This window comes from Cellulomonas sp. NEAU-ZC6 (genome assembly GCF_056844425.1).
The window spans coordinates 1-13,283 of sequence record NZ_JBXFYH010000004.1; the positions used below are offsets into that span (position 1 = coordinate 1).

At 75.7% G+C, this 13,283-nt stretch carries 13 protein-coding genes; 4 read left to right on the forward strand and 9 right to left on the reverse strand.

All coding sequences use genetic code 11. The features are described from left to right. On the forward strand, nucleotides 1–607 hold a 607-nt coding region (locus AC1050_RS16050), incomplete at its 5' end, for a DUF4214 domain-containing protein (protein WP_482388416.1). Between the two features lie 52 nt (nucleotides 608–659). On the opposite strand, the gene AC1050_RS16055 is transcribed toward AC1050_RS16050, so the two are convergent. The 5 genes from AC1050_RS16055 to AC1050_RS16075 all read right to left on the reverse strand — a co-directional run bounded on the left by AC1050_RS16055 (nucleotide 660) and on the right by AC1050_RS16075 (nucleotide 5,118). Then, on the reverse strand, nucleotides 660–1,097 hold the full coding sequence (locus AC1050_RS16055) for a TFIIB-type zinc ribbon-containing protein (RefSeq protein ID WP_482388417.1): 438 nt from the start codon (nucleotides 1,095–1,097) through the stop codon (nucleotides 660–662). 78 nt (nucleotides 1,098–1,175) lie between these two features. After that, on the reverse strand, nucleotides 1,176–2,360 hold the full coding sequence (locus AC1050_RS16060; protein WP_482388418.1) for a pyridoxal phosphate-dependent aminotransferase: 1,185 nt from the start codon (nucleotides 2,358–2,360) through the stop codon (nucleotides 1,176–1,178). A 142-nt stretch (nucleotides 2,361–2,502) separates the two neighbouring features. Beyond that, nucleotides 2,503–3,015: a low molecular weight protein-tyrosine-phosphatase gene (locus tag AC1050_RS16065; RefSeq protein ID WP_482388701.1), complete on the reverse strand. Its 513-nt coding sequence runs from the start codon at nucleotides 3,013–3,015 to the stop codon at nucleotides 2,503–2,505. Nucleotides 3,016–3,041: 26 nt separating this feature from the next. Beyond that, complete coding sequence (locus AC1050_RS16070; protein ID WP_482388419.1) at nucleotides 3,042–3,563, reverse strand: GNAT family N-acetyltransferase; 522 nt, start codon at nucleotides 3,561–3,563, stop codon at nucleotides 3,042–3,044. A 28-nt stretch (nucleotides 3,564–3,591) separates the two neighbouring features. Then, nucleotides 3,592–5,118, reverse strand: coding sequence for a SulP family inorganic anion transporter (locus tag AC1050_RS16075; RefSeq protein WP_482388420.1), 1,527 nt, complete (start codon nucleotides 5,116–5,118; stop codon nucleotides 3,592–3,594). 143 nt (nucleotides 5,119–5,261) lie between these two features. Between AC1050_RS16075 and AC1050_RS16080 the strand changes: the two genes are divergently transcribed. Next, the gene (locus AC1050_RS16080) at nucleotides 5,262–6,146 is read left to right on the forward strand and encodes an SDR family oxidoreductase (RefSeq protein WP_482388421.1); all 885 of its coding nucleotides are present in this window, start codon (nucleotides 5,262–5,264) and stop codon (nucleotides 6,144–6,146) included. A gap of 141 nt (nucleotides 6,147–6,287) precedes the next feature. On the opposite strand, the gene AC1050_RS16085 is transcribed toward AC1050_RS16080, so the two are convergent. The 4 genes from AC1050_RS16085 to AC1050_RS16100 form a co-directional block, all read right to left on the reverse strand. Further along, nucleotides 6,288–9,320 carry an esterase-like activity of phytase family protein gene (locus tag AC1050_RS16085; protein WP_482388422.1) on the reverse strand — a complete coding sequence of 1,011 codons (3,033 nt, stop codon included), beginning with the start codon at nucleotides 9,318–9,320 and terminating at the stop codon, nucleotides 6,288–6,290. A gap of 93 nt (nucleotides 9,321–9,413) precedes the next feature. Further along, nucleotides 9,414–10,184: a type I methionyl aminopeptidase gene (map, locus tag AC1050_RS16090; protein WP_482388423.1), complete on the reverse strand. Its 771-nt coding sequence runs from the start codon at nucleotides 10,182–10,184 to the stop codon at nucleotides 9,414–9,416. A gap of 9 nt (nucleotides 10,185–10,193) precedes the next feature. Next, nucleotides 10,194–10,766, reverse strand: a complete 573-nt coding sequence (locus AC1050_RS16095; protein ID WP_482388424.1) for a TetR/AcrR family transcriptional regulator — start codon at nucleotides 10,764–10,766, stop codon at nucleotides 10,194–10,196. A 22-nt stretch (nucleotides 10,767–10,788) separates the two neighbouring features. Beyond that, a complete protein-coding gene (locus tag AC1050_RS16100) occupies nucleotides 10,789–11,637 on the reverse strand; it encodes an alpha/beta fold hydrolase (protein WP_482388425.1) in 849 nt (282 codons plus the stop codon). 61 nt (nucleotides 11,638–11,698) lie between these two features. Between AC1050_RS16100 and AC1050_RS16105 the strand changes: the two genes are divergently transcribed. Together AC1050_RS16105 and AC1050_RS16110 are read left to right on the forward strand one after the other, a co-directional pair. Then, nucleotides 11,699–12,271: a GNAT family N-acetyltransferase gene (locus tag AC1050_RS16105; protein ID WP_482388426.1), complete on the forward strand. Its 573-nt coding sequence runs from the start codon at nucleotides 11,699–11,701 to the stop codon at nucleotides 12,269–12,271. 362 nt (nucleotides 12,272–12,633) lie between these two features. Beyond that, nucleotides 12,634–13,272, forward strand: coding sequence for an NADPH-dependent F420 reductase (locus AC1050_RS16110; RefSeq protein ID WP_482388427.1), 639 nt, complete (start codon nucleotides 12,634–12,636; stop codon nucleotides 13,270–13,272). The last annotated feature ends 11 nt before the right edge of the window (nucleotides 13,273–13,283 follow it).

The window sequence follows — 13,283 nt, forward strand, 5'->3', positions numbered from 1 at the left end:
GCGCTACGTGACGCGGGTGTACGCGGACCTGTTCGGCCGCCAGCCCGACCCGCGCGGCCTGCAGAACTGGACCACCAAGCTCACCTCCGGCACTCCCCGGATCGCGGTCGCCAACTCCATCACCTACTCCGACGAGTACCGCTCCCGCCTGATCGCCGCGACCTACCAGCGCTACCTCGACCGCGCCCCCGACGCCCACGGCGCCGCCACCTGGCTCCAGGCCATGCGCACCGGGCGCACCATCCAGCAGATGGAGGTCGGGTTCGTCGCCTCCGACGAGTACTACCGCCGCGCCGGCGGCACCGACGCCGCCTGGGTGAGCCGGCTCTACCAGCACGTCCTGGGCCGCACCGCCGCCCCCGCCGAGATCCGCAGCTGGACCAACGCCCTGGCACGCGGCACCTCACGCAGCCAGGTCGCGCTCGGCTTCCTGATCTCCTCCGAGCACCTCACCACCGTCGTCGACGGCTACTACGTCGACCTGCTCGGCCGGCACATCGACCCCACCGGCCGACGCTCCTGGGTCACCCGCATCCAGAACGGCGAACGCGTCGAGGCCATCATCGGCGGCATCATCGCCAGCGACGAGTACTTCCGGAAGGCCTGAACCCCCGCACCGGACGGCCCGCACCCACCGGGCCGTCCGGGCGGGGCGCACGTCAGTCGAAGTCCAGCAGGTCGCCCAGCCAGGACTCGCGCTTCTTCTTCTTGCCGTACGGGTAGCGCGGGTCGCGGGTGTCCCGGCGGTCGTCGTAGCGCCCGTCCGGGCGCCGGTCGTCCCGGTACCCGCCGGGGTAGCCGCCGCCGTCCCGGTAGCCCGGCTCGCGGTACCCGGTCTCCCGGTAGCCGCCGTCGCGGTAGCCGGGCTCCCGGTAGCCGTCGTACCCGGGCGCGGGCGCCGGCGGGAACCCGGGCTCGGGCACCGGGGCGGCCGCGGGGGCCGCCGCGGCGCCGCCCGGGACGCCGGCCGCGCGGTCGAGGATCTTGTCCAGCTCGCCGCGGTCCAGCCAGATGCCGCGGCACGACGGGCAGTAGTCGATCTCGACGCCCTGCCGCTCCGCCATGATCAGCTCGGCCCCGTCCGTGGGACACCTCATGTCGACCTCCTCACCGGGTACCGGGTCCCCGGCACCGCCTCCTGCCGACCCGAACGAACCGGCGCCCGCCGGGGTTCCTCAGAGCGTCGACCGCCAGGCCGCGACCCGGTCGACCGCCTCGGCCACCACGTCCGGCGCCGAGGCGAACGACAGCCGCACCCAGTCGTGCCCGTCCACGCCGTCGAAGTCGGTCCCGGGCGTCAGGGCGACGCCCGCCTCGTCCAGCAGCCGCGCGCACCAGGTGCGGGAGTCCATCCCGTCGCCGGACACGTCCGCGTACACGTAGAAGGCGCCGTCCGCCGGGGCGACCCGGGCCCAGCCCAGGTCGGGCAGCCGGTCCAGCACCGTCCGGCGGGACGCCGCGTACTGCGCGACGTTGGCCTCCGCCGCGGCGTAGCCCTCGGGGGTGAACGCCGCGACACCAGCATGCTGCGCCAGCGCGGGCGGGCACAGCGCCACGTTCCCGGCGAGCGCGTCGACCGGCGCCGCGAGGTCCTCGGGCAGCAGCAGCCAGCCCAGGCGCCAGCCGGTCATCGCCCAGAACTTCGAGAACGAGTTCACCACCACCGCGCCGCTGCCCAGCGCCGTCGCGGCGGTGGGGGCACCGGCCGGGCCGGGCTCGGCGGCGGCCGCGTCGGCGTAGGTGATGCCGTGGTAGATCTCGTCCGACACGAGCCGCACCCCGCGGTCGGCGCACCAGGCGGCCAGCCCGTCCAGCGCCGCGCGGTCGATCAGCGTCCCCGTCGGGTTCGCCGGGCCCGCGACCACCAACCCGTCGATCGGCGGGTCCAGCGCCTCCAGCTGCTCGATCGTGGGCTGGTAGCGCGTCTCCGGCCCGCACGGCAGCTCGACCACCTCGCAGCCGAGCGACGCGAGGATGTTCTTGTACGCCGGGTACCCGGGCCGGGCCAGCGCGACCCGGTCGCCCACGTCGAACGCCGCCAGGAACGCGAGCATGAACCCGCCCGAGGAGCCCGTCGTCACCGCCACCCGCGCGGGGTCCACGTCGACGTCGTACCAGGCGCGGTAGTGGCCCGCGATGGCGGCCCGCAGCGCCGGGGACCCGAGCGCCTCGGTGTACCCGAGGTCGCCGCCGGCCAGCAGCTGCACCGCCCGCTCCCGCACGACGTCCGACGCCCCGGTGGACGGCTCGCCCACGCAGAGGTTGAGCACCGACTGCCCCGCGGCGCGGCGCGCGTTGGCGGCCGCGACGATGTCCATCACGGCGAACGGGGGCACCTGCGACCGGCGGGAGACCTTCATCCCGCCATCCTGCCCTGCGCCCCACCCCGGCTCACGCCGAGAGAGGGCCGCCGCGCCGAGGTAGGACCGTGGCACGCCCTACCTCGGCGGAAGGGCCCTACCTCGGTGCAGCCTCGGCGGCGTGCACCAGGGCCGGCGCCCGTCAGGCGCGGGCGGCGTCGCGGTCCGCCAGCGCCGTGCGGACCGCGTCGACCACGCCGTCGGCGGCGGCCTCGATCTCGTCCAGGCAGTGCTCGAAGTTCTGCGGGCCGCCGTACCAGGGGTCGTCCACGTCGAGCAGGTGCTCGTCCTGCACGTCGGCGACCGCGGGCGCCGCCGGGTCGAACGTCCGGAACATCACGACCCGCGAGGCCGCCGCGTCGTCCGCCGCGATCCGGCGCAGCGCCCGGGCGTGCGACGCCGTCATCGCGAGCACGAGGTCGCGCTCCGCGAGGTCGCCGGCACGCACCTGCCATGCGGCGCGCGACGGGACCGGGTACCCACGGGCCGCGAGCGCCGCGCGCGCCCGCCGGTCGATGGGGTTGCCGTGCTCCTCGTCGCTGACCCCGGTGGAGTCGACGACCACCCGGTCGCCCAGCCCCGCCGCCTCGAGCCGGTCGCGCAGCACCACCTCCGCCATCGGCGACCGGCAGATGTTGCCGGTGCACACCGTCATCACGCGGTACCGCTCGCCGTCCTGGGTCACGCCTCGTCCTCTCGTCGCTCCAGCAGCACACCCGTGCCACCGTCGAAACCGATCCTCGCCAACGTCGGCGCCCGGCGCACCTCCCGGAACCCGTGGGCGGCGTGCAGCGCCAGCGAGGGGGCGTTGCGGGCGTTCACCACGCTGCGCACGGGACCCCGCGGCGGTCTCTTCTGGGACACGACGTCGCCGAGCAGCCGCGACCCCACCCCGGTCCGACGCCGCGCCGGGTGCACCGTCAGCGCCGAGACGTACTGCCCGTCCGGCACGTCCTCGTACCCGGCCCAGTGCGCGAGCATCGCCCAGCCCACGACGAGTCCGGCCCGTTCCGCGACCAGGACCCGACGCAGCGGGTCGACGACCCACGCGGACGCCCGTGCCTCGAAGCCCTCGGGCAACACGCCCCGTGTCGCCGCGACCACGGCCAGGCTCGGCACGTCGGCGAGGAGCGCGCGCCGCACGCGCACCAGCGCGTCCACCCGTCCGTGCGCGTGCGGCTCGTCGGGGGCGAACTGGGTCACCCGGTCATCGTGGCAGAGCCGGCAGCACTCAGCTCCCGCCGCCCAGCCGTCCCGCGAGCCGGTCGTGCCGGCGGGCGCTGTCCGGGTTCAGACCCACGATCACCGCCGTCTTGCCCTTGGACGCGTACTTGGTGGTGATCGCGTCCAGCGCCGCGACCGTGGAGGCGTCCCAGACGTGCGCGTCCGACAGGTCGATCACGACCCGCGCGGGGTCGCCCTCGTAGTCGAACTGGTAGACGAGGTCGTTCGACGACGCGAAGAACAGCTCACCGGACACGGCGTAGACCCGCTCGCCGTCGGTGTCGGAGGCGTCGCGCCGGGTCACGGTCGTCAGGTGCGCGACCCGCCGGGCGAACAGCAGCGTGGCCAGCAGCACCCCGGCGACCACCCCGTACGCGAGGTTCTCCGTCGCGACGGTGACGGCGACGGTCAGCAGCATGACCGCGGTCTCGCTGAGCGGCATCCGGCGCAGCGTCGAGACCCGCACGGAGTGCCAGTCGAACGTCGCGACGCAGACCATGACCATGACGGCGACGAGGGCGGCCATCGGGATCGCCCCGACGACGTCGCCCAGGCCCACGACCAGCACCAGCAGGAACACGCCCGCGAGGAACGTCGAGATCCGGGTCCGCCCGCCGGACACCTTCACGTTGACCATCGTCTGGCCGATCATCGCGCAGCCGCCCATCCCGCCGAACAGCCCGGACAGCACGTTGGTGGCGCCCTGGCCCCACGCCTCCCGGGTCTTGTCCGAGTGCGAGTCGGTCACGTCGTCGACGAGCTTGGCCGTCATCAGCGACTCCAGCAGCCCGACCAGCGCCATGCCGACCGCGTACGGCGCGATGATCCGCAGGGTCTCCAGGTCCAGCGGCACGTCCGGCAGCACCAGAAACGGCAGCCCGTCCGGCAGCGCCCCCTGGTCCCGGACCCGCGGCACCGCGAGCCCGAGCACCACGGTGACGACGGTCAGCACCGTGATCGCGACGAGCGGCGCCGGCACCCCCGTGGTCAGCCGCGGCAGCAGCACGATGATCGCGATGCCGACCGCGACCAGCGGGTAGACCAGCCACGGGACGTCGACCAGGTGCGGCAGCTGGGCCAGGAAGACGAGGATCGCGAGCGCGTTGACGAACCCGACCATGACCGAGCGCGGGATGAACCGCATGAGCCGGGCCACGCCGAGCAGGCCGAGCAGCACCTGCACCACCCCGCCGAGGATCACGGTCGCCAGCAGGTACTCGACGCCGTGGTCCCGGACGACGGGCGCGACCACGAGCGCCACCGCGCCGGTCGCGGCGGAGATCATCGCGGGCCGCCCGCCGAGGAACGCGATCGACACCGCCGTCACGAAGGACGAGAACAGCCCGACCCGCGGGTCGACGCCGGCCAGGATCGAGAACGAGATCGCCTCGGGGATCAGCGCGAGCGCGACGACCAGGCCGGCGAGCACCTCGGTGCGCAGCCGGCGCGGCGAGCGCAGCGCGGCCAGCACGGAGTGGGCGGCGTCGGCCTCGGGCACGACGGGGTGCGCGGCGGCGGGCGGGGACGTGGGCACGCGGGGTCCGTTCGGGTCGAGGGGCGGCGGCCGCACTCTACTCTCACGTCGCGTCAGGGTTGCCCGTCGCCGGGGCGACGCCGGGCGGCTACCGTCGCTCCCAGCCGGCGACCCGCGCCGGCCGGGCCCGCTCGAGGAGACGCATGGACAGCGACCTGATCGTGGTGACCGGCGCGTCGGGCAGGATCGGCCGCCGGCTCGCCACCCGGCTCGCGGCGGAGGGGGCGCACCAGCGGCTCGTGGTCCGGTCCCCGGACCGGGCACCGGTGCTACCGGGCACGGAGACCGAGGTCGCGCTGAGCCCCGGCTACCGCGACGTGGCGTCGATGCGCGCGGCCTTCGCCGGCGCGCGCACCGTCTTCCTGGTCTCGGGCCGCGAGTCCGCGGACCGGGTGACCGAGCACCGGGCGGCCGTGGACGCCGCCGTCGACGCCGGGGTCGAGCGCGTGGTCTACCTGTCCTTCATGGGCGCCGCGCCCGACGCGACCTTCACGTTCGCCCGGGACCACTGGGCCACCGAGGAGCACGTCCGCGCCTCCGGTCTGCGGTTCACCTTCCTGCGGGACTGCCTCTACCACGACGCGATCGCGCACTTCGTGGGCGAGGACGGCGTCATCCGCGGCCCGGCCGGCGACGGCCGGGTGGCCGCCGTGGCCCACGACGACGTCGCGGACGTCGCGACCGCGGTCCTGCTGGACGAGCGGGCGCACGCCCACGACGGCCAGGCGTACGACGTGACCGGACCCGCGGCCTACACGCTGGCCGAGGCGGCGCAGGAGCTGTCCACCGCGACCGGCCGCACCATCACGTACCAGCCGGAGACGCTCGACGAGGCGTACGCGTCCCGCGCGGGCTACGGGGCGGAGCCGTGGGAGGTCGAGGGCTGGGTGTCGTCCTACGCGGCGATCGCGTCCGGCGAGCTGGCCACGACGTCGCCGACGGTGCGCCGGCTGTCGGGCCGCCCCGCGCAGTCCTTCGCGGAGTGGCTGACCGTCAACCCCGACGTGTGGGCGCACCTGCGCCGCTGAGCCCGGACGCGTAGCGAGGCCCGGACGCACGTCGGGACCCGGACGCACGACCGGGGCCGGCCGAGGTCTCCCACGGCCGGCCCCGCCGCGTGGGCGGGGACGACGCGCGACCTCCCCCGAGCGCGCGCCGCCCCCGCCGGTCTACGCGTCCGCGCGGTCTCCCGCCGCGGACGTCCCGGCCGCGTCCTGACCGGGGACGTCGGCACCGAGGAGCCGGCGCCGGGCGACCAGCACCGACCCCGCGCCGGCCACGACGAGCAGGCTCGCCAGCCCGGCGAGGGCCGGGCCGCCGGCGGCTCCGGTGACCGCGAGCGCCGTGGCGTTCCCGGCGGCGTCGACGACGACGGTGCGCCACACGACCCGGCCGCTGACCTGACCGACCAGCGCGAGCCGGTGCGTGCCCGGCGTCAGCGTGCTGGGCAGGGTGACCGTGCCCGTCACGGAGCCGTCCGCCGCCGCACGGAGGTAGCCGAGGTCGGCCGGGGCGGAGAAGAGCCGCACCAGGACCCACTCGCCGGGCTCGAACCCGTCGGCGGACACGGTGATCCGGCCGCCGGGCACCAGACGCCCGGTGACGGTGACCCGGCCGCGGTTCGCCTCGACCAGGTCGCCGGCCGTGACGGTGTGCAGCGGCGTGCTCGGCGGCGTCGGACCCGCGCCGGGCACGACGGGCGTCGCCGGCTCGCCCGGCTGCCCGGGCTGACCCGGCTCGCCCGGCTGGCCCGGCTGCCCCGGCTCCCCGGGCTGCTCCGGCGCCGCGTCGACCGTGAACAGGTCGGCGGCCGCGCCGAGCCCGAGCAGCACCGTCTCGCCCGTGGCGTCGTCCGCCGCGTCGTTGTCGGTCACCGCGTACACCTGGCCGTCGCCCCCGACGGTCAGGCCCTCGAGCTTCTCCTGCGTCCAGCCGTTCGTCGCCCGCAGCGCGGGCAGCACGTCGACGGCGGGTGCCGGGGTCAGCGGCACGGCCGCGGCCTGACCGGGCGTGACGGCCGGCAGGTCGACCTGGCGCACGACCTTGACCGCCGCGTCCGGGCCGTTGAGCTTGTCGCGCTCGATCACCGCGAACGAGTCGGAGTCCACGGCCACGATCTCGGACAGGCCCATCCAGTCGCCCGCGACCGAGGTCGCGGTGAGCGGGTAGGCGAACCACGTCCAGGTGCCGCCGGTCACGTCGTACCGGCCGATCCGCGCGGTGCCGCCGAGGCCGCCCGGGTCGGTGGTGAGCCCGCGCTGCAGGGCGACGACGACGTGCTCGCCGCCCGCGTCCGTGGTCGTGGTGACGCCCTCGATGCCCCACTTGGTCAGCCCGGCGGCGACGTCGGCGGGCAGCGGCACCGTCTCCTGGACCGCACCGGCGGCGTCCACGCGCACCAGGCGGTTCCCGGGCCCGGTCGCGCCCTCGACGCCGAGCCAGAACCCGCCGTCGGCGCGCGCCGCGATGCCCTCGGCGTCCAGGGCGACCGGCGCGCCGTCCTGCGTCACGGCCACCTCGCCGTCGACCACCGCGGGCGAGGTCGAGACGTCGAGCGACAGCAGGCGCGTCTCGGCGAACGCCGCGTCGGTGACGGACCACAGGTGCGTCGGGTCGTCGACGTCGGGCGCCAGCGCGCCGAGCGCGCCCCAGCCGATCGGGTCGCCGGCCGCGTCGTCCGCGGACACCACGCTCGGGAACTGCGGCGTCCCGGCCCCGGCGGCCCAGGCGGCGCCCCGGCCGAACACGGTCACCGCGGACCGGACCCGCGCCTCGGAGTCGTCGGTCTCCGAGGACACGACCAGCAGGTCCCGGGCCGGCACCGGCAGCAGCCCCTCGGGCCCGTTGGTGGTGGCGAGCACCTGCACGAACGCCGGTGCGACCGGGTCCGAGACGTCGTAGACGGCGACGAAGTTGGACCGCTCGGAGCCGACGAACGCGTACGGCGTGCCGCCGAGCGTCGCGACGGCGAGCCCCTCCATCTCGACGCCCTTGTTGTCCGCGCGGCTCTCGCTGTGCAGGCCCGTGCGGACGGCGAGCCGCTCCAGCTCGTTCCCGGCGTCCCACACGACGGCGCCCGTGGTGACGTCGAAGACGGACCAGCCCCGGGTGCCGCCCTTCCAATCGCCCTCGTTGGCCGTGGCGACGTGCGTGTCGTCCAGCCAGCCGATCGCGTCGGGCTCGCGCGGGGTGGCCGGGATCGACCCGGTCTGGTCGATCCGGCCGTCGTCCTCGACGTCGATGCCGGTCACCGCGACCGAGCCGGTGCTGAACGCGCCGGTGACGGCCGCGCCGGCGACGCCCTGGGTCAGGTCGATCAGCGCGACGCCGTTGTTCTCCTGCAGCGTCACGGCGAGGGTGCCGCCGGACGGGCTGACCGCGACGTACTCCGGCTCGGGGTCCTGGGGCGTGTCCAGCCCGGCGTCGGCGAGCAGCGCCAGCGCGGAGCCGTCGGCGCCCACCAGCGGGACCGGGTGCGCGACCCAGGCGGTCACGTCGGCGGGCGCGAGGTCCACGAGCTGCACGAAGCCCGCGGGCAGCTGCGGCAGGTCGCCCTCGTCGCCACCGGCCGGGGTGGCCTCCTCGTCGCGCTGGTTCTCCATCGCGATCGCCGCGACCGTGCGGTCCGGGGTGAGGACGATGGAGTCCGGCTGCCCCTGCAGGTCGATGGTGTGCAGCACGTCGTGCGTCCGCAGGTCCGCGACCACCAGCACGCCGGTCGGGGCGGTGAAGTCGGCCGAGGTGTCGACCACGACCAGCACGCGGTCGCCGACGATCGCGACCGAGGTCGGCGACGCGTCGGCGCTCAGGCCGAGGTCGGCGGCCAGGTCGAGCGTGCCCGTGCCGACCGGTGCGCTCGGGTCCGTGATGTCGACGAAGCCGATCCGGCGCCCGGCGGCGTCGGTGTGCACGAACGTGGTGCCGTCGTCGGAGATCGCGGAGATCTCGGCGACCGTCTCGTCCGCCGGGTCCACGCCGGCGGGGACGTTCAGGTACACCGGGTACGTCGAGAGCCGGTGGAACGTGTCCTGCGCGGCCGGCGGGGCCCACACGTCGGCCGCCGGGGCGGCTGCCGGTAGCGGCGCGGCGACCGCCGCGGAGGTGGCCAGGCCCGCGAGCCCGGCCACGAGCGCGGTGCAGGTGGTGAGCGCGAGACCGCGGCGGACAGGCACGAGCAGCATCCGGACCGGCTCCTTCGTCATGGGGATGGACGAAGGCTGGTCCGTGGCCCTGGCCGGGGCGCGTCCGCCGGGTGAACGCCGGGCGTCCGGGTGACGAAGAGTCGTCGGTGCTGGTCAGCCCCTGCGCGCGGTCAGCACCAGCGGGCCGTCGGGCGTGATCGCGACGGTGTGCTCGGCGTGCGCGGCGCGCGAGCCGTCGGCGGTGCGGATCGTCCAGCCGTCGCCGTCGATCCCGTAGCCGTCACCGCCCGCCATGAACCACGGCTCGATGGCGATCACCAGGCCGGCGCGCAGCTTCATCCCGGTGCCGCGACGGCCCAGGTTCGGCACGTGCGGCTCCTCGTGCATCGTGCGGCCGACCCCGTGCCCGCCGAAGTCGGCGTTGATGCCGAGCCCGGCGGCGCGCCCGACCTCGCCGATCGCCGCGGAGATGTCCCCCATCCGGTTGCCGGGCCGCGCCTGCTCGATGCCGGCGGCCAGCGCCTCCTCCGTGACCCGGATCAGCCGCTGCGACTCCGGGTCCGGCGTGCCGAGCTGGAACGTCAGGGCCGAGTCCGCCACCCAGCCGTTCACCTGCGCGGCGAAGTCGATGCTCAGCACGTCGCCGTCCGCGAGCACCTGGTCCGACGGCAGCCCGTGCAGCGCGGCGTCGTTCACGCTCGTGCACAGCACGCCCGGGTACGGGATCGCACCGAACGACGGGTGGTAGCCGAGGTAGACCGAGTGCGCACCGGCCTCGTCGATCATCCGGTGCGCGTGCGCGTCGAGCTCCTGGGTGGTCATCCCGACCCGCGCCACGTCCTGCAGGCTGCTCAGCACGCGGGCGATGAACGCGCCCGCCGGCCGCATCGCCTCGATCTCCCGGGGGGTCTTCAGCTCGGTCACCCGACCACCCTAGACGCGCCCCGGCTCCCCACCGGCGAGCCCCTGCACGCCGGCGACGAGCATCTCCACGAGTACCGCGAAGCTCCGGTCCAGGTCCTGCGGCAGCCGGTAGCCGCCGCCGAGCTCGAGCACCACGAACCCGTGCACGCCGGCCCGCAGCGCGCGGACCGCGTCCACCCCCCGGTCCTCGGGCAGGTCGAACCCGTGCAGCACGGCGATCATCAGCCCGACCACCTCGGCCCCCGCGGCCGCCAGCTCCGCGTCCGCCGGGTCCTCGGGGTCCGCCGCGACCTGCACGGCCGCGTACCGGCCGGGGCGGGCGTGCGCGTACGCCCGCATGCCGTGCGCGAGCGCCCGGAGCGCGTCGGGCCCCGAGCGGCCGAGCGTCCGGTCGACCAGGTCGGCGCGCAGGTCGCGGGCGGCGGCCACCGCCACCTCGCGCCGCAGGGCCGCGAGCGAGCCGACGTGCTTGTACAGGCTCGGGGTGGCGACGCCCGCCTCGGCCGCGACCTTGGCCAGCGTCAGGTCGGTGAAGCCGGTGGGGCCGCCGGCGTCCACCAGGTCGAGCGCGATCCGGGTCACCGTCTCCCGGGACAGCCCCGCCCTAGGCACGGGCGACCGGCGCCACGTCGGCGAGCAGGCCGAGCACGGCCTCCGTGACGACCTCGGGCGTCTGGTGCTGCGGGTAGTGGCCCGCGTCCGGCACCAGCAGCGTCCGGGCGCCGATCTGCTCGGCGACCCAGGTCAGCTCGGCGGCCGGGTCCGACCAGTCCGGGTCGAGCGCACCGACCACCGCGAGCGCCGGCGCCTGGATCCGCGGGACGCGCGGCGCGACCACCGCGTGGTCCAGCGCCAGCGAGAACCGGCGGAACGCCCGCAGGTACCCGGGCCGGCGCAGGCTCGCACGGATCGCCGCGACGTGCGCGGGCTGCCGGGGCGACCGCGTGCCCTTGGTCAGGGTGCCGTAGTACGCCGCCCAGGCCGCGGCGCCCCACGGGGCGGCGAGCAGCACGCGCAGCACGACCCGCGACGCCGCCTGCTTCAGCGCGCTGCCACCCGCGTTGCGCAGGAACGGGCTGAGCAGCACGAGCGCGCGGACCAGGTCGGGCCGGTCGCCGGCGACCACCGCGGCCGCGGAGGCGCCCATCGAGTTGCCGACCAGGACCGCCGGCCCGGCGCCCAGGTGCTCGACCAGGGCGACGACGTCGTCCGCCGTCGCCTCGTCGCCGTAGGTGACGAATCCCGCGCCGGAGTCGCCGTGCCCGCGCAGGTCGGTGGTGACCACGCGGTACCCGGCCGCGAGGAGCGCGGTGCGCAGCTCGTCGTAGGTGGTCCGGAGGTCACCCATGCCGGGGACCGCCACCACGAGGGGCCCGGTCCCCGCGTCGTCGTAGGCGAGCACGCCCTCGGGGCGCTGCAGGAGGAGCGTGCGCCGTACCGTCTGAGTGTCCATAGCCCGCAGGCTAATGTCATTAGCCTGGCTCGCGCAAGGGGGGTCTGCCATCCTCGGCACCGTGCAGCACGACATCGCCCTCGCCGGCCACGGAGTCCGCCTCGTCCCGCTCGCCGCCGACCACGCGCCGGCCCTCGCCGCCTTCGTCGACGCCCGGATCTGGTTCGGCATGTCGACGCCGCTGCCCGTGGGGACCGCAGGCTGGCGGCAGGAGGTCGCCGCCGCCCAGGCGACGCCGGGCCGGTACGCGTTCGCGGTCCTCGACGCCGGCACCGGGGAGCTGCGCGGCAGCACGTCGTTCTACGACCGGGAGCCGCGGGTGCCGCGGGTCGAGATCGGGCACACGTTCTACGCGCCGCGTTGGTGGGGCGGTGACACCAATCCCGCGTGCAAGCTGCTGCTGCTCGGGCACGCCTTCGACACCTGGGGCTGCGAGCGGGTCGCCCTGCGCGCCGACGCGCGCAACACGCGGTCGATCGGCGCGATCACCCGGCTCGGGGCGGTCCCGGAGGGGGTGCTGCGCGGCCACCGCCGGGCCGCCGACGGCTCGCTGGGCGACACCGCGTACTTCTCGGTCCTCGCCGCGGAGTGGCCGGCGGTGCGGGACCGGCTCCGGGCGCGGCTCGGCGGCTGAGCACGCCGTCCGCGCGCGGGCAGGGAACAGCCCGTGGGCCGGACCTCCGGGTGGAGGCCCTGCCGCGAAGGACGAGGTCGCGGCTCCCACGGGCTGCGGTGACTGCTGCGGATTCGCTCGTCGCCGACGCCGGCTCTGACCGGCGGGGCAGCGAACGGATCAGGCAATCCGTCCGAGCTGCTCGGGCGACTAGCGAGCAGTCACCTCACGCGTCCTGGAAGACTTCATGTCCTGGACCACCTCCTTCCCGTGTGCCTCGACGGTACGTCCGCGACCCCGCACCGGCCAACGGGTTTTCCGCGATGCGGACGCACTCCGGCGTGACCAGGAACAACGACGGCCCGCAGCCCGTTGGGGCGGGCATGACCACGATCGGATTCATCGGCTCCGGCCACATCGGCGGCGCCCTCGCCCGCCTCGCCGTCGACCACGGCCAGGCGGCCGTCGTCAGCAACTCCCGCGGCCCGCACACCCTCGTGGACCTCGTGTCCGAGCTCGGCGACAACGCCCGCGCCGGGACCTCCGAGGAGGCCGCGAAGGACGGGGACGTCGTCGTGGTGACGGTCCCGTTCAAGGCCTACCAGGACGTCCCCGCGGCTCCTCTGGCGGGCAAGGTCGTCATCGACACCAACAACTACTACTGGGAGCGTGACGGCCACGTCGCCGTGCTCGACGAGGGCAGCACCACCGTCTCCGAGATGCTCGCGGAGCACCTGGACGGCGCCCGCGTCGTCAAGGCGTTCAACCACATCACCGCCGCCGACCTCGGCTCCCGCGGCACGCCCGCCGGTACCCCCGGCCGGCGTGCGCTGGCCATCGCCGGGGACGACGCGGAGGCCAAGGCCGTCGTGACCGAGCTGATCGACGCCTGGGGCTTCGACGTCGTCGACGCCGGGCCGCTCGCCGAGGGCTGGCGGTTCCAGCGCGACATGCCCGCCTACGGCGCGGAGCTGGACGCCGACGGGCTGCGCGCGGCGCTCGCGCAGGCCACCCGGGACTGACACCACCCGGG